Source organism: Streptomyces sp. NBC_01707 (assembly GCF_041438805.1).
In the GTDB taxonomy this organism is placed as follows: domain Bacteria; phylum Actinomycetota; class Actinomycetes; order Streptomycetales; family Streptomycetaceae; genus Streptomyces.
In genome coordinates this window covers 5,440,466-5,462,556 of sequence record NZ_CP109190.1, presented here as the reverse complement: position 1 = coordinate 5,462,556, position 22,091 = coordinate 5,440,466, and the positions used below count along the sequence as shown (strand labels likewise).

The following is a 22,091-nucleotide window of genomic DNA, read 5'->3' as shown; positions in this document are numbered from 1 at the left end:
ATGCGAGATCCTCTGTCCGCGTTGTCGGATGCCTTCACCTCCTTCCTCTTCGGGAAGGTGGAGACGACCAGGCTGCCCGTACGAACCTCGACCGGGCAGGCCCAGGCCGTCTACCTGCCCACCGCGGCCCCCGGCCTCGGCGACTCAGGCGTGATCATCGGCCGTGAGGTGTACTCCGGCAAGGGCTACATCTACGACCCCTTCCAGCTGTACGGACAGCAGCTCCCCGCCCCGCACTGGCTGGTGCTCGGGGAGTCCGGAAACGGCAAGTCCGCGCTCGAGAAGACGTACGTGCTCCGCCAGCTCAGGTTCCGCGACCGCCAGGTCGTCGTCCTCGACGCGCAGGGCGAGGACGGCGTCGGCGAGTGGAACCTCATCGCCCAGGAGCTCGGCCTCACCCCCATCAGGCTCGATCCGACCGCGGCCCTGAACGGCGGCATCCGGCTCAACCCGCTCGACCCCTCGATCACCACGACCGGCCAGCTCGCCCTGCTCCGCACCATCATCGAAGTCGCGATGGGCCACGGCCTCGACGAGCGCTCCGGCTTCGCCCTGAAGGTCGCGCACGCCTACGTCAACCAGACGATCACCGACCGGCAGCCGGTGCTCACCGACATCGTCGAGCAACTGCGCCACCCGGAGCCCGAGTCCGCCGAGGCGATGAACGTCGACATAGACGACGTACGGGCCTGGGGCCTCGATGTCGCCCTCGTCCTGGACCGGCTGGTCGACGGTGACCTGCGCGGCATGTTCGACGGCCCTACCTCGGCCGGCATCGACCTGGACGCCCCGCTGATCGTCTTCGACCTGTCGCACATCGACCGGAACTCGATCGCGATGCCGATCCTGATGGCGATCGTCGGGGTGTGGCTGGAACACACCTGGATCAGACCCGACCGGAAGAAGCGCATCTTCCTGGTCGAGGAGGCCTGGCACATCATCAACTCGCCCTTCGTCGCCCAGCTCTTCCAGCGCCTGCTGAAGTTCGGCCGACGGCTGGGCCTGTCGTTCGTCGCCGTGGTCCACCACCTCAGCGACGTGGTCGACGGGGCCGCGGCACGCGAGGCGGCAGCGATCCTGAAGATGGCCTCGACCCGGACGATCTACGCGCAGAAGGCCGACGAGGCCAGAGCGACCGGGCGCGTACTCGGCCTGCCCCGCTGGGCGGTCGAGATCATTCCCACCCTCACCCCCGGCATCGCGGTATGGGACGTCAACGGCAACGTACAGGTCGTCAAACACCTGATCACCGAGGCGGAACGCCCCCTCGTCTACACCGACCGCGCCATGACCGAGTCCTCGGCCGCAGATCTCCTGCCGGAGGACGTACGAGCCGCGGAGCTGGAGGCGGAGCAGCGCGCGGCACGCATCGAGCACCAGCAACGACTGAACGAGTCGTCCGAGTCAACGGTGGCATGACATGGCGGGACGCACAGAACAGCAGAGCGGACCGGGTACCGGCGGCGTCCCGGACGGTCTGCTGGTCGGTCTGCTGGGCTTCCTGCTCGGGCTGACGATCCTCGTCTGGACGGCCACCGGCCTGTCCGGACTGTTCACGCACGGCGCCTGGCCGAAGGGTGTCACCTTCACCGAGACCCCGCTGGCCATGCGCCGGCTGGCGGCGTCCCCGCACGACATGACCGCCGCCTGGCCCGGCACACCCTCGGCCGAGCTCTCCGGATACGGGCTGTTCTGGGGCCTGTTCATCGGCGAGCTCATGGTGCTCATGGTGCTGACGATGTTCGTGATGGGCGTGGTGACCCGCTGGCGAGTGGTACGGGCACGCCGTCGGGAAGAGCGCCGTCAGGAACGTCATGACGAGCGCTATGCAGAGCGCACTCAGCACGCGGTGCCCGCCGCGGCAGAAGCCGTGGAGGCCATGGAGGTGGTGGAGGCAACCGTCCCTGCGACGCCGTCCCCTGGCCCTGCTCCCGCACCTGAGCCCGTCGCCGCGACCACAGCCACAACGACAACAGAGGCGCCGACCGAGTCCGACGTGCGGGAAGAGCTTCTCCCCCTTGCCCCGGTCGTCCCCTCACCGCGCACACCCCTCGTCGTCTACGGCCCGGCCGCCACCCGTCGCCCCACGGTCGTGCAGGCCGTCCGGGAGGCCGACGGCCCGGCCCTCGTCGTCACGTCCGACCCCACCGTCTGGGCGGAGACGAAGGACGCCCGCGCCAAGCTCGGCCCGGTCCTCGTCTACGACCCGGGTCACCTCTGCGACACCCCGGCCCGCCTCCACTGGTCTCCCACCGCCGGGTGCGAAGCACCGGACACGGCCGCCGCCCGCGCCATCGCCCTCCTCGCCCCGGTCCGGCCGCAGGCCCGTATCGACGCGATGACGGCGGAGACCGCGGAGACCCTCCTCCAGTGCTGGCTGCACGCCGCCGCCATAGACGGTCGGCCGTTCCGCCAGGTGCACCGCTGGGCCCTCGGTGGCAATGCCCATGAACCGGTGCGGCTCCTCCGCACCCACACCAAGGCCGCCTCCGGACTCGCCGGTCTGCTGGAATCCGCGCTCACCGGTCATCCCGAACGCCGCGAGATGGCCCAGGAGCTGACGGTACGTGCGTTCGCCGCGCTCTCCTCGATCCACATCCGCGAAGCCTGCACACCGAACCGATCCGATTCGCTCGCGCTGGAATCTTTTGCGGGCGAAGGGGGCACTCTTTATGTGGTAGGTGAACCCATCGAGGATCCTCGCTCCGGACCCGGTGCGATGCCCCTGCTCACCGCCCTCGCCTCACACGTGGTCGAGCACGGCCGCCGCATGGCCGCACGGTCAACCGACGGTCGGCTCGACCCACCAATGACGCTCGTCCTCGACGACGTCGCGGCTGTGGCGCCCCTTCCCCAGCTCCCGGAGCTGCTCTCCACGAACCAGGACCAGGCCCTGCCGACGCTGGTCCTGCTCCGCTCGCAGGAACAGGCCCGCGCCCGCTGGACGTCCCCGCTCCAGCCGTAACGCGGTGGCTGGAGCAGTGGCCAGGAACGGGCCTGCAGGCAGCAGTTCCTGACCCGGACCGATCCGGTCCGGGGCCACAGCGCGCCGACCGGCACTGACGACGTCAGACGGGGCGGACGATCTCGTACTCCAGCTCCCGCGCCGTCGGATCGCCCGGTACGGCAAGGGTCTCCCCGCTCGGTGCGAAACCGAACCGCCGGTAGAAGGCAGCGGCCCGCGGATTGCTCTCGTGCACGTACAGCCTCACCCGCTCGATCCGCGGCTCGCCCAGTGACCACGCCCATTCGACCCCGGCCCGGAACAACTGCTCGGCCAGTCCGCTGCCCCGCGCCTCCGGCCTCAGGAACACACCGACCACATGAGCCTGGTGGACCTTTGCCGCTTCACCGAACCGCACATCATCGTCCGGCCGCTCGACAAGCACGGTGATCGACCCCGCCCAGCTCCCGTCGGGCGCCTCGGCGATGAACTGACGCACCTCGTCACCACCGGTCTCCGATCCACGGGCCGTGCGGTCCTGCCAGAACTCGTCGGGCTGGGCCACGGCCTGCTCGTGCGTCTCCAGGAACGCCACCGGTGCCACGGGATCCTGAAGAGCGGCGAGCCGGAGTTCCTTGGCGAGCGCCCATTCCTCAGCGCGCACGGGCCGAATCACATAGTCCATGCACCGATCCTGTCTTGCCCCACGTCCCCCGGCAATCGAATTCCTGCCCCTGCCTCGCACCTCGGCTCGTACCGTCTACTCCCGTGACAGACATGGATGACAAGACGACGGCCGAGATGGCCGGCTTGCTCTCGGCCTATGACGAGCAGATGCGGGGTGTCCCGCCCAACCCTCCGGCGGGGGTCGGCTACGAACAGGACGGACCCCTGACCCGGACCGTCGGCCAGTTCCGCGGCTTCATCAGCGCCCCGCGCGACGTGCAGGTACACGGTGCCGAACTCGACGCGCTCATCGCCCGTCAACGTGACCGATTCGCCGCCCGCGGAGAGGCGGTCGAGTGGAAGATACGCGGCCACGACCTGCCGTCCGACCTCACCGACCGCCTGCGCGCCGCGGGTTTCACGGCGGAGACGGAGGAGACCGTCCTCATCGGCCGTGCCAAGGACATGGCATCACCACCCGTGCTCCCGGACGGCGTCGTACTCCGCCAGGTCACTGAACACGCAGACATGCACCGCATCGCGGCACTCGAGTCGACCATCTGGGGCCAGGACCTGAGCATGATCGGCGATGACCTGGCGGGCCGCGTCGCCGCTGCACCGGACGACCACGTCGTTCTGGTCGCCGAGGTGGACGGCGAAGTCGTCTCCGCGGCTTGGCTGGTCTTCCGCACAGGCACTGAATTCGCCGGCCTGTGGGGCGGCTCGACGCTCTCCGCCTGGCGCGGACGAGGCATCTACCGCGCTCTGGTCGCCGCCCGCGCCCACATCGCAGCAGCTCGCGGGGTTCGTTATCTGCAAGTGGACGCGTCCGGCGACAGCGCACCGATCCTGCGCCGGCTGGGCTTCCACGCAGTGACCACCACGACCCCTTATGTATGGTCGCCGCCGCGGGAAAGGGCCGGCCCGTAAACGCAGAAAAGCCCCGCACCAGAGGTGCGGGGCTTTCCCGGAATAATTGTTCGGCGGCGTCCTACTCTCCCACAGGGTCCCCCCTGCAGTACCATCGGCGCTGAAAGGCTTAGCTTCCGGGTTCGGAATGTAACCGGGCGTTTCCCTAACGCAATGACCACCGAAACACTATGAAATTAACCAACACCGGGCAACAACACGGCCGTTCGTTATTTCAGAACTAACACAGTGGACGCGAGCAACTGAGGACAAGCCCTCGGCCTATTAGTACCAGTCAGCTCCACCCGTTGCCGGGCTTCCACATCTGGCCTATCAACCCAGTCGTCTACTGGGAGCCTTAACCCCTCAAAGGGGGTGGGAACACTCATCTCGAAGCAGGCTTCCCGCTTAGATGCTTTCAGCGGTTATCCTTTCCGAACGTAGCCAACCAGCCATGCCCTTGGCAGGACAACTGGCACACCAGAGGTTCGTCCGTCCCGGTCCTCTCGTACTAGGGACAGCCCTTCTCAATATTCCTACGCGCGCAGCGGATAGGGACCGAACTGTCTCACGACGTTCTAAACCCAGCTCGCGTACCGCTTTAATGGGCGAACAGCCCAACCCTTGGGACCGACTCCAGCCCCAGGATGCGACGAGCCGACATCGAGGTGCCAAACCATCCCGTCGATATGGACTCTTGGGGAAGATCAGCCTGTTATCCCCGGGGTACCTTTTATCCGTTGAGCGACAGCGCTTCCACAAGCCACTGCCGGATCACTAGTCCCGACTTTCGTCCCTGCTCGACCCGTCGGTCTCACAGTCAAGCTCCCTTGTGCACTTACACTCAACACCTGATTGCCAACCAGGCTGAGGGAACCTTTGGGCGCCTCCGTTACTCTTTAGGAGGCAACCGCCCCAGTTAAACTACCCATCAGACACTGTCCCTGATCCGGATCACGGACCCAGGTTAGACATCCAGCACGACCAGAGTGGTATTTCAACGGCGACTCCACAACCACTGGCGTGGCTGCTTCAAAGTCTCCCACCTATCCTACACAAGCCGAACCGAACACCAATATCAAACTGTAGTAAAGGTCCCGGGGTCTTTCCGTCCTGCTGCGCGAAACGAGCATCTTTACTCGTAGTGCAATTTCACCGGGCCTATGGTTGAGACAGTCGAGAAGTCGTTACGCCATTCGTGCAGGTCGGAACTTACCCGACAAGGAATTTCGCTACCTTAGGATGGTTATAGTTACCACCGCCGTTTACTGGCGCTTAAGTTCTCAGCTTCGCCGACCCGAAAGTCAGCTAACCGGTCCCCTTAACGTTCCAGCACCGGGCAGGCGTCAGTCCGTATACATCGCCTTACGGCTTCGCACGGACCTGTGTTTTTAGTAAACAGTCGCTTCTCGCTGGTCTCTGCGGCCACCCCCAGCTCATGGAGTAAATCCAATCACCAGTGATGGCCCCCCTTCTCCCGAAGTTACGGGGGCATTTTGCCGAGTTCCTTAACCATAGTTCACCCGAACGCCTCGGTATTCTCTACCTGACCACCTGAGTCGGTTTAGGGTACGGGCCGCCATGAAACTCGCTAGAGGCTTTTCTCGACAGCATAGGATCATCCACTTCACCACAATCGGCTCGGCATCAGGTCTCAGACTTAATGTGTGACGGATTTGCCTATCACACGCCCTACACCCTTACCCCGGGACTACCACCGCCCGGGCTGGACTACCTTCCTGCGTCACCCCATCGCTTACCTAGTACAAGTCTGGTTCGTCGGCTCCACCACTACCCTCAACTCCGAAGAGATCGGGCCGGCTTCACGGACTTAGCATCGCCTGATTCAGTATTGGGCGTTTCAAAGCGGGTACCGGAATATCAACCGGTTGTCCATCGACTACGCCTGTCGGCCTCGCCTTAGGTCCCGACTTACCCTGGGCAGATCAGCTTGACCCAGGAACCCTTAGTCAATCGGCGCACACGTTTCTCACGTGTGTATCGCTACTCATGCCTGCATTCTCACTCGTGAACCGTCCACAACTCGCTTCCGCGGCTGCTTCACCCGGCACACGACGCTCCCCTACCCATCCGTACTCCCGTTGGGGATACATGTACGAATGACACGACTTCGGCGGTACGCTTGAGCCCCGCTACATTGTCGGCGCGGAATCACTTGACCAGTGAGCTATTACGCACTCTTTCAAGGGTGGCTGCTTCTAAGCCAACCTCCTGGTTGTCTCTGCGACTCCACATCCTTTCCCACTTAGCGTACGCTTAGGGGCCTTAGTCGATGCTCTGGGCTGTTTCCCTCTCGACCATGGAGCTTATCCCCCACAGTCTCACTGCCGTGCTCTCACTTACCGGCATTCGGAGTTTGGCTAAGGTCAGTAACCCGGTAGGGCCCATCGCCTATCCAGTGCTCTACCTCCGGCAAGAAACACACGACGCTGCACCTAAATGCATTTCGGGGAGAACCAGCTATCACGGAGTTTGATTGGCCTTTCACCCCTAACCACAGGTCATCCCCCAGGTTTTCAACCCTGGTGGGTTCGGTCCTCCACGAAGTCTTACCTCCGCTTCAACCTGCCCATGGCTAGATCACTCCGCTTCGGGTCTTGAGCGTGCTACTAAAACGCCCTATTCGGACTCGCTTTCGCTACGGCTTCCCCACACGGGTTAACCTCGCAACACACCGCAAACTCGCAGGCTCATTCTTCAAAAGGCACGCAGTCACGACTGTTGCTCCGAAGAACAACAGCGACGCTCCCACGGCTTGTAGGCACACGGTTTCAGGTACTATTTCACTCCGCTCCCGCGGTACTTTTCACCATTCCCTCACGGTACTATCCGCTATCGGTCACCAGGGAATATTTAGGCTTAGCGGGTGGTCCCGCCAGATTCACACGGGATTTCTCGGGCCCCGTGCTACTTGGGTGTCTCTTAAACGAGCCGTCAATGTTTCAGCTACGGGGGTCTTACCCTCTACGCCGGACCTTTCGCATGTCCTTCGCCTACATCAACGGTTTCTGACTCGTCTCACAGCCGGCAGACTATGAAAAAGAGATCCCACAACCCCGCATGCGCAACCCCTGCCGGGTATCACACGCATACGGTTTGGCCTCATCCAGTTTCGCTCGCCACTACTCCCGGAATCACGGTTGTTTTCTCTTCCTGAGGGTACTGAGATGTTTCACTTCCCCTCGTTCCCTCCACACTGCCTATGTGTTCAGCAGCGGGTGACAGCCCATGACGACTGCCGGGTTTCCCCATTCGGACACCCCCGGATCAAAGCTCGGTTGACAGCTCCCCGGGGCCTATCGTGGCCTCCCACGTCCTTCATCGGTTCCTGGTGCCAAGGCATCCACCGTGCGCCCTTAAAAACTTGGCCACAGATGCTCGCGTCCACTGTGCAGTTCTCAAACAACGACCAGCCACCCATCACCCCACCCCTAAGGGCGAGTTCACTGGGACCGGCAACTGAAGGCAACCTCGCGGCCATACCCTCAGACACCCAACAACGTGCCCGACACGACCGACCATCCCCCACGTTCCACGCCGAAGCAGTACTAGTGAAAAACAACCTGTCGTGCCGAATAGTCAACGTTCCACCCATGAGCTAACCACCGTCGAACATTTGCCGACGTAGTGGCCTCTGACCGAGCAAGCCCGGTAAGAAGTGCTCCTTAGAAAGGAGGTGATCCAGCCGCACCTTCCGGTACGGCTACCTTGTTACGACTTCGTCCCAATCGCCAGTCCCACCTTCGACAGCTCCCTCCCACAAGGGGTTGGGCCACCGGCTTCGGGTGTTACCGACTTTCGTGACGTGACGGGCGGTGTGTACAAGGCCCGGGAACGTATTCACCGCAGCAATGCTGATCTGCGATTACTAGCAACTCCGACTTCATGGGGTCGAGTTGCAGACCCCAATCCGAACTGAGACCGGCTTTTTGAGATTCGCTCCGCCTCGCGGCATCGCAGCTCATTGTACCGGCCATTGTAGCACGTGTGCAGCCCAAGACATAAGGGGCATGATGACTTGACGTCGTCCCCACCTTCCTCCGAGTTGACCCCGGCAGTCTCCTGTGAGTCCCCATCACCCCGAAGGGCATGCTGGCAACACAGAACAAGGGTTGCGCTCGTTGCGGGACTTAACCCAACATCTCACGACACGAGCTGACGACAGCCATGCACCACCTGTATACCGACCACAAGGGGGGCACCATCTCTGATGCTTTCCGGTATATGTCAAGCCTTGGTAAGGTTCTTCGCGTTGCGTCGAATTAAGCCACATGCTCCGCTGCTTGTGCGGGCCCCCGTCAATTCCTTTGAGTTTTAGCCTTGCGGCCGTACTCCCCAGGCGGGGAACTTAATGCGTTAGCTGCGGCACCGACGACGTGGAATGTCGCCAACACCTAGTTCCCAACGTTTACGGCGTGGACTACCAGGGTATCTAATCCTGTTCGCTCCCCACGCTTTCGCTCCTCAGCGTCAGTAATGGCCCAGAGATCCGCCTTCGCCACCGGTGTTCCTCCTGATATCTGCGCATTTCACCGCTACACCAGGAATTCCGATCTCCCCTACCACACTCTAGCCTGCCCGTATCGACTGCAGACCCGGGGTTAAGCCCCGGGCTTTCACAACCGACGCAACAAGCCGCCTACGAGCTCTTTACGCCCAATAATTCCGGACAACGCTTGCGCCCTACGTATTACCGCGGCTGCTGGCACGTAGTTAGCCGGCGCTTCTTCTGCAGGTACCGTCACTCTCGCTTCTTCCCTGCTGAAAGAGGTTTACAACCCGAAGGCCGTCATCCCTCACGCGGCGTCGCTGCATCAGGCTTTCGCCCATTGTGCAATATTCCCCACTGCTGCCTCCCGTAGGAGTCTGGGCCGTGTCTCAGTCCCAGTGTGGCCGGTCGCCCTCTCAGGCCGGCTACCCGTCGTCGCCTTGGTAGGCCATCACCCCACCAACAAGCTGATAGGCCGCGGGCTCATCCTTCACCGCCGGAGCTTTTAACCCCGTCCCATGCGGGACAGAGTGTTATCCGGTATTAGACCCCGTTTCCAGGGCTTGTCCCAGAGTGAAGGGCAGATTGCCCACGTGTTACTCACCCGTTCGCCACTAATCCACCCCGAAGGGCTTCATCGTTCGACTTGCATGTGTTAAGCACGCCGCCAGCGTTCGTCCTGAGCCAGGATCAAACTCTCCGTGAATGTTTTCCCGTAATCGGGAGACACATCACGAGAGCGGGACGATCAGCCGGAATAAGACCGATCGTCCACAGCGTCCTCGCTGTGTAATTGCCTACCGGAACCACAAAGGCCCGACAGGACTTTCAAAGGAACCACCAACCTGCCGAAACAGGCCGGGGTATCAACATATCTGGCGTTGACTTTTGGCACGCTGTTGAGTTCTCAAGGAACGGACGCTTCCTTTGTACTCACCCTCTCGGGCTTTCCTCCGGGCTTTTCCCTTCGGTCTTGCGTTTCCGACTCTATCAGACTCTTTCGTGTCCGATTCCCGGTCGAAGCGGGTTCCGCTTTCCAGTTCTTCGCTTTCGCGTTTCCCTTTCCGGCGAGTCCGACTCTATCAGATCCTTTCGGGCCTGATTCCCAGTCAGCGGGGTTTGTCTTCCCGGCTGTTGGGCCGTTCCGACGTCCAAACTCTAGCGGATTTTCCCGGCGGCTCATAATCGAGCCTTCGAAATGAATTCCGGCATGCCGAAATCGTCCCGAGTGGGAGATCGTGCAGAGTTTTGGTTGCCGCATTCGCGGCGGGATCGGCTGTCGCAGAACCGTTCCGGCTCCGTGACAACTCGAAGAACCTTACGGATCGGCGGGGGGTGTGTCAACCCCGCCAGGTCAAGCCGTTTTTCCCCTCGCCCGGCGGGGGTCAGTCCAGGTCGGTGAGTCGGCCGCCGGCGTCCGGCTGGGCCTGTTCCACCCGGCGCAGGAGGCGGATCAACATCTCGCCGAGAGCTCCGCGTTCGTCGCCCGAGAGGTCCTGGAGCAGGTCTTCCTCGAAGGCGGACGCCATGCGCATCGCCTCCAGCCACTTCGTACGGCCTTCGTCGGTCAGCTCGACGATCACGCGCACCCGGTTGTTCTCGTCCCTGTCCCGGGTGACCAGGCCCTCGCCCGCCATGCGGTCGATGCGGTGGGTCATCGCGGCCGGGGTGAGGCCGAGGCGCTTGGCCAGCTCGCCCGGGCCCAGCCGATAGGGGGAGCCGGCCACGACGAGGGTCTTGAGGACCTCCCACTCGGCGTTGCTGATGCCGAGGTCGGCCAGCTGGCGTCCGTAGCCGACGTTCATCCGGCGGTTCAGTCGGCCGAGGGCCGAGACGACCTGCTCGACCTGGGGGTCCAGGTCCCGGAACTCGCGCTGATAGGCCGCGATCTGCTCGTCGAGGCTCGGCTCCTGGAGGCCGGAGGGCTCGGTGGTGTCAGACATGGCGGGCAGTATGGCACGCCTCCATTGGCGTCGAAGTCCTTCGGTCTGTATTGTTGAAGCTCTAACTTTACTGTTAAAGTCTTTGGACGTCAGTCCTTCTGAGCTTGAGGTAGGTGAGTGTGACCAGGGAAATGGGCGCAGCGCTGCGGCGGATCCAGCTGGGGAGCGCGCTGAGCGCGTTCGGTGTGGGGTTCACCGTTCCGTATCTGTACGTCTATGTGGCGCAGGTACGGGATCTGGGCGCCGGTACGGCAGGAGTCGTGCTGGCGGTCTTCGCCATGGCTGCGCTGGCCGTCCTGCCGTTCACCGGACGTGCCATCGACCGGCGCGGTCCGATGCCGGTGCTGATCGTCTCCGCCGTGGTGGCCTCGGTGGGGGCGGCGGCTCTCGGGCTTTCGTCGAACGTGACGACCACCGTGCTGTCGGCGGCCGTACTCGGCGCGGGCACGGCCGTCATGTCGCCGGCGCTCGCCACGATGCTGGTCTGGTGCTCGAGCACGGCCACCCGTACGCGCGCCTTCGCCATGCAGTTCTTTCTGCAGAACCTGGGCCTCGGCATCGGTGGGCTGGTCGGCGGACAGATCGTCGACACGGACCGGCCGGAGACCTTCACGCTGCTGTTCCTGATCGAGGCGGCGATGTTCATCGTGCTCGGCGTCGTCGCCGTGACGGTGCGGATGCCTCGTACTCCTGTGATCGCGGACGCCCGGCCCACCGACGGGTCCACCGCGAAGGGCGGGCTGCGGGCGCTGTTGTCGCACCGGGCCATGGTTCAGCTGTGTGTGCTGGGCTTTGTGCTGTTCTTCGCCTGCTACGGGCAGTTCGAGTCCGGTCTCGCGGCGTACGGCACGGAGGCTGCCGGGATCGAGCCTTCGACGCTGGGTATCGCCCTTGCCGCCAACACCGCTGTCATCGTCGTGGCGCAGTTCGTCGTGCTGCGGCTGGTCGAGCGACGCAAGCGCAGTCGGGTCATCGCCTCGGTCGGCCTGATCTGGGCGTTCGCCTGGATCGTGGCGGGGTACGCGGGGCTCGGGCACGGCAGCCAGACCATGGCGACGGCCGCGATGATCTCGACGTACGCACTGTTCGGACTCGGTGAGTCGATGCTGTCGCCGACGGTGGCGCCGCTGGTCGCCGACCTTGCCCCGGAGTCGATGGTCGGTCAGTACAACTCGGCGTTCGCCCTGGTCAAGCAGCTTGCGTTGGCGGTCGGTCCGGCTGTGGGCGGGCCGATGGGGGCTTCGCTGCACGGGCCGTACATCGTGACGTTCGTGCTGTTCTCCCTGGGGATCACCGTGCTCGCCCTGCGGCTGGGCCACCGGCTCACCCCCGTACAGGACCAGCCTTCGCTCGCGGCGTTGCCGTCGCGGGTGGTGGCCGTGTCCCGGCCGCCGGCCGGGATGGTGGCCGAGCGCGTGTCCGAGCCCGCTGCCGCTCGGTGACGTCACCCGCTGACGCTCACCGAGGCAGCGCGAACTCGCACCAGACCGCTTTGCCGCCGCCCGGTGTGCGGCGGCTGCCCCAGGACGAGGCGATCGTCGCGACGATGGAGATGCCGCGGCCCGACTCGTCCGCCGGTTCGGCGCGGCGGCGGCGTGGCAGGTGGTCGTCACCGTCGGTCACCTCGATGATCAGGCGGCGGTCGGTGCGGCGCAGTCCCAGGCGCATCGGCGGGATGCCGTGCTGGAGGGAGTTCGCCACCAGTTCGCTGGCGGCCAGGACGCCCAGATCGCACAGCTCGACCGGGAAGCGCCACGACGTGAGGACGCCGGTCGCGAAAGCGCGGGCGCGCGGGGCCGCTTCGATGCCGCCGAGCAGATCGAGCGAGGCGTTGTGGAACAGCTCCGCGTTCGTCCCCGTGCGGGCGGGATGCTGGACCACCAGCACGGCCACGTCGTCGTCGTGTTCGGCCGTGACTCCCAGGGAGCGGATCAGACGGTCGCAGACCACCTGTGGCGCCCCGTTGGCACCGGAAAGGGCGCGCTCCAGCGCGGCGACCCCCTCGTCGATGTCCTCACTGCGGCGTTCGACGAGGCCGTCCGTGTAGAGGACGGCGGTGGACCCGGGCGGCAGCGCGATCGTGCCGGAGGTGTGGATCCAACCACCGGTGCCGAGCGGCGGTCCGGTCGGGTCCTCCGCGCGGTGGACCGTGCCGTCCTGGTCGCGCACGAGGATCGGGAGGTGGCCGGCGGAGGCGTAGACGAGCCGGCCCTCGTTCGGATCGTGGACCGCGTAGGCGCAGGTGGCGATCTGGCTGGCGTCGATCTCCGCGGCGAGACCGTCGAGCAGCTGGAGCACTTCGTGCGGCGGAAGGTCGAGACGGGCGTAGGCGCGCACGGCCGTGCGGAGCTGGCCCATCACCGCGGCGGCGCGCACCCCGCGGCCCATCACGTCCCCGATGACGAGGGCGGTGCGGCCCGCGCCGAGAGTGATGACGTCGTACCAGTCGCCGCCGACCGCCGCGTCGGTGCCGCCCGGCTGGTAGGTGGCGGCGATCCGCAGATCGTCCGGCTGCTCCAGCTCCTGCGGGAGCAGGGAGCGCTGGAGGGTGACGGCCGTCTCGCGGTGGCGGCGTTCGCTGGTACGCAGGCGTTCGGCCGCTTCGGCGTGGTCGGTTACATCGGCGGCGTACAAAAGGACACCGCGGCCATCACTCCCCTGGTTCCTGCCGTTCTTGTTCTTGGTCCTGCCGCTCGCGGGGAGACCGGCGGGCGTGGCGACGGGGGTGCAGGTCACGGTGTACGAGTTGCCGCTGCGGACCTTGCGGGACTTGACCGTCCGGGGGGTGCCGCTGCGCAGGACCTGGTCCATGAGGGGCAGCAGGCTCAGCTCGTCGAGCTCGGGCATCGCCTCGGCGGCGGTGGCGCCGGTGGGTCTGGGGCCGAAGGCGGCTGCGTAGGCGTCGTTGACGTAGGCGATGCGGTGGTCGGGGCCGTGCACGAGGGCGACGAGGGCGGGCAGCCGGCCGAGGATCTCGCGGGCTGAGAGATCCTCCAGCAGGGCGGGGCCGGAGAGTTGGTCCGCGGGTCGGCCGGCGGTCTCCTGAGAGATGTCTGCGGATGCCCCAGGAGAGGCCTTGAGGGTGTCGCCGTCCGCTGAGCCGGCCCCGGGTTCGGGCCTGGCGTACTCGGCGCGGGCCGCGGGGACGGAACTGCGGTCGTCCCGGGCGGCGGCGCGGCGCGTTCCTGGTAGGCGGGCGCTCCAACGCGTGAAGTTCACGGAATTTCTGGCCTCGTGTGTCGGTCTGGTCCGCTCGGGCGGGCTGCTTCCTCTTCCGGTTCTTCTACCGGTTCTCTCTCGCCGGGGTCGGGGGCACCGGGGGCCGGACCCCCGGGGAGGCGCAGCCGGGCCTCTCGTACTGGTCACTGTTGGTCACTGCCGGCCGGGTCACTCTGTGCAGGTGTGGGCCCACCTATGGTCACACGTCCAGTGTGACCGACCGTACTGACAGTCAGCCATCCTTCTTCGGCGGGCCGTCGCCGTCGGCACGTCTTCCCCCCGCGGCGAGTTCGAATTCGGCGCGCGGGTGTTCCAGTGAGCCTAGGGAGACGATCTCGCGCTTGAAGAGTCCGGCGAGGGTCCACTCCGCAAGGACGCGGGCCTTCCGGTTGAACGTCGGCACCCGGCTTAGGTGGTACGTACGGTGCATCAGCCAGGCCGGATAGCCCTTGAGCTTGCGCCCGTAGACATGGGCGACGCCCTTGTGGAGGCCGAGCGAGGCGACGGAGCCCGCGTAGCTGTGCCGGTACTCCTTGAGCGGTTCGCCGCTGATCGCCGCGAGGATGTTCTCGGCGAGGACCTTGGCCTGACGCACCGCGTGCTGTGCGTTGGGGGCGGTCTCCTTGCCCGGTTCCTCCGCGGTCAGATCGGGGACAGCCGCGGCGTCCCCGGCGGCCCAGGCATGTTCGGCGCCCTCGACGGTGAGCTGCGCCGTGCACCTGAGCCTGCCGCGTTCGTCGATCGGCAGGTCGGTGGCGGCAAGGACCGGGGCGGGCTTGACGCCCGCCGTCCACACGAGTGTGCGGGTCGGGAAGCGGGAGCCGTCGCTGAGGACGGCGACCCGGTCCTCACAGGAGTCCAGCCGGGTGCCGAGACGTACGTCGATGTTGCGGCCGCGCAGCTCCCGGATGGCGTACGTGCCCATCGCGGCACCGACTTCGGGAAGGATCCGGTCGGAGGCCTCGACGAGGATCCATTTCAGGTCCTCGGCCTTGATGTTGTGGTAGTAGCGGGCGGTGTAGCGGGCCATGTCCTCGAGCTCGGCGAGTGCCTCCACGCCCGCGTAGCCGCCGCCGACGAAGACGAAGGTCAGGGCGGCGTCGCGGATGGCAGGGTCGCGGGTGGCGGAGGCGATGTCCATCTGCTCGATGACGTGGTTGCGCAGGCCGATGGCCTCCTCGATGGTCTTGAAGCCGATGCCGTGGTCGGCGAGGCCGGGGACCGGGAGGGTGCGCGAGACCGAGCCGGGCGCGATGACGATCTCGTCGTACGGGATCTCCATGGCGCCCGTGCCGTCCTCACCGCTGGCGAGCGTGGTGACGGTCGCGGTGCGCTTGGCGTGGTCGATCTGCCGCGCCTCCCCGATGACGATGGTGCAGTGGTCAAGGACGCGGCGGAGCGGCACGACGACATGGCGCGGCGAGATCGAGCCGGCCGCGGCTTCGGGCAGGAACGGCTGATACGTCATATAGGGGTCGGGCGTGACGACGACGATCTCGGTCTCGCCGGACTTGAGTCTCTGCTTCAGCTTCCGCTGGAGACGCAGCGCTGTGTACATCCCGACGTAGCCGCCGCCGATGACGAGAATGCGCTCACCCGGCGGCGGGCCGGGGGGCGTCCCCCGGGAATCTGAAGCCATCACCTCCCCATGACGCAACGTGCTCCGATATTTGTCCACAGCCCCGGCAAATTGTGTGACCGGAGGTTTTCCTGGGGCCGGTGTCGTTGATCCCTCCGGGTGTACGGAAGGCGCGCAGGTCAGACGTTGCAGCGGCGGTGTCGGGGTGGGGTGGAAACGGGAACCAACCGGTCCTTGCTCCGATCGGGGGGCGCTCCGTGCGGAACTACCCCCTTCTGAATTGACCCGGGCTCAACTATGTTCGTATGTCGTCGGGGTGTCGGGTTGGGATGATGATCCACTCCCCGGCTGACACGGCGGGAGTCTCCGGGGGGAGACGTCATAACCGGGGGAAAAGTTATGCACATTCAGGAATCGCATTGGCAGACTGCTGCTGTCTCGTCCGACGGAAACGGGCGAATCGGCGCAGTGGGGACAGTCGGCTCGGTGGGTTCCGCCGGAGCGGGAAGTGCGGTGGGAACCACGGTCGGGTCCGGCGGCGGCGCCCGCTCGGCGCCGCTGCGCGTGGATGCACAGCGCAATCTCGAGCATGTGCTGCGGGCCGCGCGCGAGGTGTTCGGCGAGCTGGGATACGGGGCCCCGATGGAGGACGTGGCGCGCCGCGCCCGGGTCGGGGTCGGCACGGTGTACCGGCGGTTCCCGAGCAAGGACGTGCTGGTGCGCCGGATAGCCGAGGAGGAGACCTCCCGGCTGACCGACCAGGCGCGCACCGCACTGGGGCAGGAGGACGAGCCGTGGTCGGCGCTCTCGCGCTTCCTGCGTACGTCCGTGGCCTCGGGCGCGGGTCGTCTGCTGCCACCGCAGGTGCTGCGGGTCGGCGTCGATGTGGACGACTCGACAGTCGTCGGGGAGCCGTCGGCTGTACAGGACGCGGTCCTGGGTCAGGGATCCGGCTCCGGTGATGTCCGGGACGAGGTTCGGGTGCCTCACCAGCGACAGGGAGTGGCGCAGGCGGACCTCCGGGTCGTCGGTGGGCGCTCCGCCGACGAGGACGGGCTCGCGGACGACGACACGGGCGCGGCCGAGCTGCTGGAGGTTGTGGGCCGGCTGGTGGACCGGGCACGGGCGGCGGGTGAACTGCGCCACGACGTGACGGTGGCGGACGTGCTTCTCGTCATCGCCACGGCGGCACCCTCGCTGCCGGACGCGGCTCAGCAGGCCGCCGCTTCGGCCCGGCTGCTGGACATCCTGCTGGAGGGGCTGCGCTCACGCCCGGCGTGAGCGGGCTGTTCGGGCCACTCGGGCGAGGCCACCGCTCCGCGCGTGCTCCGGCGGGCCGGGTCCGTACTCCGGCGCGATCCGCGGATCCACCGGGCGGGCTGCTGTGCGCGTGAGGTCTTCGGCTCTGTGAGGGCGCCGCTTCAGGCGGGTGAGGACGGTGTGGGGGGTCGGCGTGGTTCCTGTGCGCAGGGTCGCGCTCGACAACTCACCCGCCTCCCGAACGCGTTGTTCCTTCCCTGTTCGAGTGGTTGTTAGTGCTCGCTTTCGGTAGAACGCCCCGGATGAGTGGTTGCGGGAACTGAACGACCGTCGCCATTGCGCCATGTGACACTCTTGCCCGGTGTTCGGGTCCGAAGGTGCATACGGGGGCTTCCGCGATGAGCGGTGACGGGCAGCAGGAAGAGCCGTTCGACGGCACCTCGACCGTGGGCGGTGGCACGGAGGCCGGCGGGACGCCCGCCCGGCAGGTGCCGAGTCAGGCCGGCCCCGAGCGGTCGGGCGAGGACGTCGGAGGCGGCAATGTGCTGCCCGGCCCCTGGCCGCCCGTCGGCAGCGGGCCGGCGGAGCCGGACGGCGGGATCGGCGGCGAAGCCGCCGTACCGATGCAGCGAGCAGGTGGCAGTGGCTCCGGCACCGCCGCACTCGCCCGGTCCGACGCTCAGTTGATCCTGCAGATGCGGGCCGGCGACGATCTCGCGTACGAGGAGCTGTTCCGGCGCCACTCGGGCAGTGTGCGTCGTTACGCGCGGAGCTGCTGCCGGGACGCCCATACCGCCGACGACCTGACCGCCGAGGTCTTCGCCCGCACCCTGCAGGCGGTACGGGGCGGTAAGGGGCCCGAGGAAGCCGTACGCGCGTATCTGATGACGGCCGTCCGGCACATCGCAGCCGCTTGGACAAAGACGGCGAAACGTGAGCAACTGGTCGACGATTTCGCGGTATTCGCCGCGCAGGCGGCCGGCTTCTCCGAGGTGTCGGACGCGGACACGCTGGATCTCGGCGCCGACGTCCTGGCGATGCACGTGGCCGAGCAGTCGATGGCCATGAAGGCGTTCCGCAGTCTGCCGGAGCGCTGGCAGGCGGTGCTGTGGCACACCACCGTCGAGGAGGAGTCACCGAGCGAGATCGCGCCGCTGTTCGGGCTCACCGCCAACGCCACGGCGGTGCTGGCCAGCCGGGCCCGCGAAGGGCTGAAGCAGGCGTATCTGCAGGCGCATGTCAGCCAGTCGCTCACTTCCGGCGTCGACTGTGCCCGCTATGCGGACCGGCTCGGCGCGTATGCCCGGGGCGGGCTGCGGATCCGGGCCGAGCGCGGGCTGCGCAAGCATCTGGACGAGTGCGCGAAGTGCCGGGTCGCCGTGGGCGAACTGGCCCATGTCAACGCCGGGATTCCGGCGCTGCTTCCGGTCGCGGTCATCGGCTGGTTCGCCGCCGGGTACGCGCTCAAGACCGCCGGGATAGTGGCGGGTGGCGCCGCGGGTGCGGCGGGTGCGGGTGCCGCGGCGGCGACGGGCGGGAGTTCGTCGGGCAGCTCGGCCGGTGGCGCGGCGGCCTCGGAAGGTCTGGGTGTACCGGTCAAGGTCGGGATCGCGGCAACGGTGGCCGTCGCGGCCGCGGCCGGTCTGGTGTGGGCGCTGCTCGGTGCCGAGTCGCCGAAGCCGGAGGCCAGGCCCGCGGCCAGGCCTCCGGTGGTGGCGCCCGCGGTGCCGTCGCCCGCACCGTCGAAGCCGACACCCACGCCCGAGCCGCCGAGCGCTCCCGCGCCGCCGGCGGCTGCTCACACTCCGTCCCCGAACCCCCCGACGACTATTTCCACGCCTGCCCCCACACCCACGGCCGAGCCCACGCCCGAGCCGAAACCGCCGGTCCCCGTACCGCCGGAGCCCACGCCGTCCGCGCCGGCCACGCCTGCCCCGCCACCTCCCGCGCCGCCGACCGTCTACCAGGTCAGCGAGTTGCGCTACTCCCTTCTCGGCGATCACACCGAGCCCGAGGTGAGGACGGGGGGGAGCAGTTGGGTCTGGCGGCGCTCCGGTATGTCCACCGGCGGTACGCGGTACGCGCACGGGGTGACCGTGCGGAGCAGTTCCTCGGTCACCGTCGAGCTGAACCGGCCGTGCAGCCGTTACGAGGCGATGGTCGGCGTCGACGATCTGACACGGGGGCTCGGCTCGGTGCGCTTCTCCGTGTTCAACGGTGCCGGGGCACGGCTGTGGCGCTCCCCGGTGATGAACGGCGACCATCCGCCCGTGCCGGTGAGCCTCGCTATCGCGGGACAACAGCGGATCCGGCTCGTCGTCGAACCGCACACGCCGTTCGGCGGGGTGGCGCTGGCCGACTGGGCGGAGTCGAGAATCAGCTGCGGCTGAGGCCAGGCCGGTTCGGGGGCGGGTGGTGGGTGACGGCGGCGGCCGGCCGTCAGCGTTGCAGGGTGCGTCGCGCCGGGGCCACTCCGCCCGCCACCGCGCGCTGTCGGGGGGCCGCCGTACCTGTCCAGCAGGTGCCGCGGCGCGAGACGAGGCGGCGGAGCCAGAGTTCCGTGGCGGCCAGATCGGCAAGGCCGTCCAGGGGCAGTGGTTCGCCCTCGGAGGCCGCGCGCAGTGCCTTCCGCACGACCCGGGCCTCGATCAGGCCCGCGTCGGCGAGCAGCGGAGCGTCGAAGAGCGCGATCAGGTCGGGGAGCGCGGTGCGCAGGCCGGTGCGGCTGACCGCGGTCGAGGTGGCCTGGGAGGGGGTGCCCCAGCCCGCCGGCAGTTCATGGATGCCGGCACCGGCGAGGACCCGGCGCAGGATCGCGGCGCGGGCGCCGGGCTGGACCCGCAGCGATTCGGGCAGGGCGCGGGCGGCGCGCACCACCTGGTTGTCGAGGAACGGGGCGTGCAGCCGCTGGCTGCGGATCTCGGCGGCCTGCTCCAGGACCCGGTGGTCGGCGGCGTGCCGGGCGAGCGCGGCCCGGGCGCGCGCCTCACCGGGGCGTTGCACGGAGGTGGGGCGGATCGCCGCCTCCTGCAGACGAACCGACACTTCGGCGAGCGCCTCCCCCGTCAGCCAGCGTGCGGCCGGGCCGGGCCGCGACCAGGTGAGCGCGGCGAGCGAGGCGTCGGCAGGGGTGTCGAGGCCGGGGGTGTGGCGATTGGCGTCCGGGAGGCGGTCGGCCGCCGCTTCGAGGCCGGTGCGGTAGGACGTACGGGCCAGGCGGCGGGCGGCGCGGTAGACGGTCAGCGGGACGAACAACGAGTGCGCCGACGGCCGTTCGGCTCTGGCCAGGGCGGCGACCGGGCGCAGGAGGTGGCGGCGGCGCCGGTCCATCAGGAGGTCGGCGAGACGGGCCGGGTGGGCGTCGAGGACCTGCCGTGCGCCGTCCCCGACGAAGTGGTCGGCGCTGCCCGCGGCGAGCCGGCGGCGGTGGCGTTCGGCGACGACGAGGGATGCGGCCGGTTCGTCGGTGAGCGGGCCACTACCCAGGTCGGCGTAGGGCAGGGCCTCCTCGCCGGCGGCGACGACGACGTGGTGCAGGCGCGGGTTGGCGGCGATGACCGCGGCGCGTTCGAGTTCGTCCTCGTGATCGCGGGTGGTGAGGTCGTTGAACGTGACGGCGAGCAGCCGCTCGCCCGCTCCCGTGCCGTGCCCGAGGAGCGTGCCCGGCAGCCCCGGCAGCCCCGCGGCGAGCAGGGCAAGGGTGGCGGAGGCACTGCCTCCGGAAAGATCGGCGCCGATGCCGGGGACGGGTGCGCCACGGGCGGCGCGGCGTTCGGCAGGACCCATGCCGGGGACCGGGCCCGGGTCGGGCGGCAGGGACTCGGGGGCGTGGCGTGGGGCCGTGAGCCTGGCGCGCACCGCTTCGACCAGCGCATCGCGCACCCCGTCCACGGCGCTCACCGGGTCGAGTTGGGGCGCCGCAACGGCGAGGGAGGCCACCGGTTCGTACCCGGTGATCTCGCGCGAGCCCTCGCGGAGGATGAGCGCGTGCCCCGGCGGGATGCGCTTCACCCCCACGTACGGAGTGCCGTCGCGCAGCGCCTCCGGTGTCTCGGGGCAGGCGAGCAGCGCGGCCAGGTGGCCGATGTCCAGCTGCGCCTCGATCAGGTCGGCGAGGGGGAGTGCGGCTGTCGCGTACGCCGTGCCGCCGGCCCACGGTGTGTAGAAGACCGGGCGGGCTCCGGCGAGGTCCCCGACGACGGTCACCCGTCGGCCTATCTGGACGACGGCCGTGTAACTGCCCGCCCAGGCGGTGAGATGGCGCAGCGCCCCGCCGCGGGCGGCAAGGAGGCCGAGCCGGAGCTGTTCGTCGGTGGCGCCGCAGCAGCCGAGGACGGCGAGGCGGGCGGTGGGTGTGCCCTCGGCGGTCTCCAGGGTGCTGATCCGGATCTCGTCGGGCCGCCAGTCGCCGACGGCCCAGAGCGGATCCGGGTCGCCCCACAGGAGCTGGGACCCCACGGGGTGCACCGTGCGCCCCTCGTCACCTGCGCCGACCGCCCCGACCGTGCCGAAACTCGCGGCGATACTGCTCCACCCCACCAACCAACGCATCGCCGCCTCCACAGGCTGTGGACAAAACGGCGCGCCGGAACATGTCGGGAGAACTGCGGGAGCATGCAGCGCCGTTGCGAACATGCTGCCACGACAACGGCGCGCAGGAGTGGCTGCGGACGGCGCACGTCGGAAGCGCATGCGCCCCTGGCAAAGGCCGGAGGGCAGGTGGCGGGCGCCGACTCCGGCAGCGCGGACGGCGTGGCGGATCAAGCGGCAACGGACTCAAAGGTTCCGGGTGTTGCGTTCCCCCGCCGAACCCGGACCGTACCGGGTGAAATCAGGCCAGCCTCCGACCTGCCCGCCAACAGCCCTTCGAGTGTCCGCGAATCGCTCCGACCAATCCCGACCGAGCGACGTCATTCAGCCATTCTCGGAGGGGTCTTCGACCACCGGGCACGGCGGACTGCGCACATAATGCCTCGCTATATGCCGTTCTGGGGCAAGGCTGTGGGGTCGAATCCGCACCGGTTCCGCCACCGGCTGTCCATCGGCTCCACGCACGGTCCG

11 protein-coding genes and 3 rRNA genes are annotated in these 22,091 nt (G+C 67.5%); 6 read left to right on the top strand and 8 right to left on the bottom strand.

All coding sequences use genetic code 11. From position 1 onward, the window contains the following. Both OG963_RS24570 and OG963_RS24565 read left to right on the top strand, forming a co-directional pair. The gene (locus OG963_RS24570; protein ID WP_030924913.1) at positions 1-1,419 is read left to right on the top strand and encodes an ATP-binding protein; all 1,419 of its coding nucleotides are present in this window, start codon (positions 1-3) and stop codon (positions 1,417-1,419) included. 1 nt (position 1,420) lies between these two features. After that, positions 1,421-2,965 carry a type VI secretion protein gene (locus OG963_RS24565; RefSeq protein ID WP_371799457.1) on the top strand — a complete coding sequence of 515 codons (1,545 nt, stop codon included), beginning with the start codon at positions 1,421-1,423 and terminating at the stop codon, positions 2,963-2,965. A 103-nt stretch (positions 2,966-3,068) separates the two neighbouring features. Here the strand turns inward: OG963_RS24565 and OG963_RS24560 are convergent, their stop codons facing one another. Continuing rightward, positions 3,069-3,629 carry a GNAT family N-acetyltransferase gene (locus tag OG963_RS24560; protein WP_093778062.1) on the bottom strand — a complete coding sequence of 187 codons (561 nt, stop codon included), beginning with the start codon at positions 3,627-3,629 and terminating at the stop codon, positions 3,069-3,071. 92 nt (positions 3,630-3,721) lie between these two features. On the opposite strand from OG963_RS24560, the gene OG963_RS24555 reads away from it, so the two are divergent. Then, entirely contained in the window at positions 3,722-4,540 is an 819-nt protein-coding gene (locus OG963_RS24555; protein WP_093931305.1) for a GNAT family N-acetyltransferase, read from the top strand. Positions 4,541-4,588: 48 nt separating this feature from the next. On the opposite strand, the gene rrf is transcribed toward OG963_RS24555, so the two are convergent. The 4 genes from rrf to OG963_RS24535 all read right to left on the bottom strand — a co-directional run bounded on the left by rrf (position 4,589) and on the right by OG963_RS24535 (position 10,972). Then, a 5S ribosomal RNA gene (gene rrf / locus OG963_RS24550) occupies positions 4,589-4,705 on the bottom strand. A 79-nt stretch (positions 4,706-4,784) separates the two neighbouring features. Next, a 23S ribosomal RNA gene (locus OG963_RS24545) occupies positions 4,785-7,910 on the bottom strand. Positions 7,911-8,209: 299 nt separating this feature from the next. After that, positions 8,210-9,735, bottom strand: a 16S ribosomal RNA gene (locus tag OG963_RS24540). Together the 16S, 23S and 5S rRNA genes form the textbook arrangement of a ribosomal RNA operon. Before the next feature lie 679 nt (positions 9,736-10,414). Beyond that, positions 10,415-10,972 (bottom strand): MarR family winged helix-turn-helix transcriptional regulator, encoded by a 558-nt coding sequence (locus OG963_RS24535; RefSeq protein ID WP_030929564.1) that lies wholly within the window; start codon positions 10,970-10,972, stop codon positions 10,415-10,417. A 131-nt stretch (positions 10,973-11,103) separates the two neighbouring features. Here OG963_RS24535 and OG963_RS24530 point away from each other — a divergent pair, with 131 nt between their 5' ends. After that, the gene (locus OG963_RS24530; RefSeq protein WP_093930926.1) at positions 11,104-12,414 is read left to right on the top strand and encodes an MFS transporter; all 1,311 of its coding nucleotides are present in this window, start codon (positions 11,104-11,106) and stop codon (positions 12,412-12,414) included. A gap of 16 nt (positions 12,415-12,430) precedes the next feature. Here the strand turns inward: OG963_RS24530 and OG963_RS24525 are convergent, their stop codons facing one another. Beyond that, complete coding sequence (locus OG963_RS24525) at positions 12,431-14,191, bottom strand: SpoIIE family protein phosphatase (protein WP_093930927.1); 1,761 nt, start codon at positions 14,189-14,191, stop codon at positions 12,431-12,433. Between the two features lie 232 nt (positions 14,192-14,423). Continuing rightward, the gene (locus OG963_RS24520) at positions 14,424-15,830 is read right to left on the bottom strand and encodes an NAD(P)/FAD-dependent oxidoreductase (RefSeq protein WP_051878980.1); all 1,407 of its coding nucleotides are present in this window, start codon (positions 15,828-15,830) and stop codon (positions 14,424-14,426) included. Between the two features lie 339 nt (positions 15,831-16,169). Here OG963_RS24520 and OG963_RS24515 point away from each other — a divergent pair, with 339 nt between their 5' ends. After that, complete coding sequence (locus OG963_RS24515) at positions 16,170-17,051, top strand: TetR/AcrR family transcriptional regulator (RefSeq protein ID WP_093774090.1); 882 nt, start codon at positions 16,170-16,172, stop codon at positions 17,049-17,051. A 377-nt stretch (positions 17,052-17,428) separates the two neighbouring features. Next, on the top strand, positions 17,429-19,420 hold the full coding sequence (locus OG963_RS24510; protein WP_371799456.1) for a sigma-70 family RNA polymerase sigma factor: 1,992 nt from the start codon (positions 17,429-17,431) through the stop codon (positions 19,418-19,420). Between the two features lie 49 nt (positions 19,421-19,469). On the opposite strand, the gene OG963_RS24505 is transcribed toward OG963_RS24510, so the two are convergent. Next, a complete protein-coding gene (locus OG963_RS24505; RefSeq protein WP_030929581.1) occupies positions 19,470-21,581 on the bottom strand; it encodes an asparagine synthase-related protein in 2,112 nt (703 codons plus the stop codon). Between the last annotated feature and the right edge of the window lie 510 nt (positions 21,582-22,091).

Bases quoted from the DNA above. Each gene is read 5' to 3' on its own strand.
- OG963_RS24570 (WP_030924913.1), top strand. From the start codon at position 1: ATGCGAGATCCTCTGTCCGCGTTGTCGGATGCCTTCACCTCCTTCCTC.
- OG963_RS24565 (WP_371799457.1), top strand. From the start codon at position 1,421: ATGGCGGGACGCACAGAACAGCAGAGCGGACCGGGTACCGGCGGCGTC.
- OG963_RS24560 (WP_093778062.1), bottom strand. From the start codon at position 3,629: ATGGACTATGTGATTCGGCCCGTGCGCGCTGAGGAATGGGCGCTCGCC.
- OG963_RS24555 (WP_093931305.1), top strand. From the start codon at position 3,722: ATGGATGACAAGACGACGGCCGAGATGGCCGGCTTGCTCTCGGCCTAT.
- OG963_RS24535 (WP_030929564.1), bottom strand. From the start codon at position 10,972: ATGTCTGACACCACCGAGCCCTCCGGCCTCCAGGAGCCGAGCCTCGAC.
- OG963_RS24530 (WP_093930926.1), top strand. From the start codon at position 11,104: ATGGGCGCAGCGCTGCGGCGGATCCAGCTGGGGAGCGCGCTGAGCGCG.
- OG963_RS24520 (WP_051878980.1), bottom strand. From the start codon at position 15,830: ATGGCTTCAGATTCCCGGGGGACGCCCCCCGGCCCGCCGCCGGGTGAG.
- OG963_RS24515 (WP_093774090.1), top strand. From the start codon at position 16,170: ATGCACATTCAGGAATCGCATTGGCAGACTGCTGCTGTCTCGTCCGAC.
- OG963_RS24510 (WP_371799456.1), top strand. From the start codon at position 17,429: ATGAGCGGTGACGGGCAGCAGGAAGAGCCGTTCGACGGCACCTCGACC.
- OG963_RS24505 (WP_030929581.1), bottom strand. From the start codon at position 21,581: ATGCGTTGGTTGGTGGGGTGGAGCAGTATCGCCGCGAGTTTCGGCACG.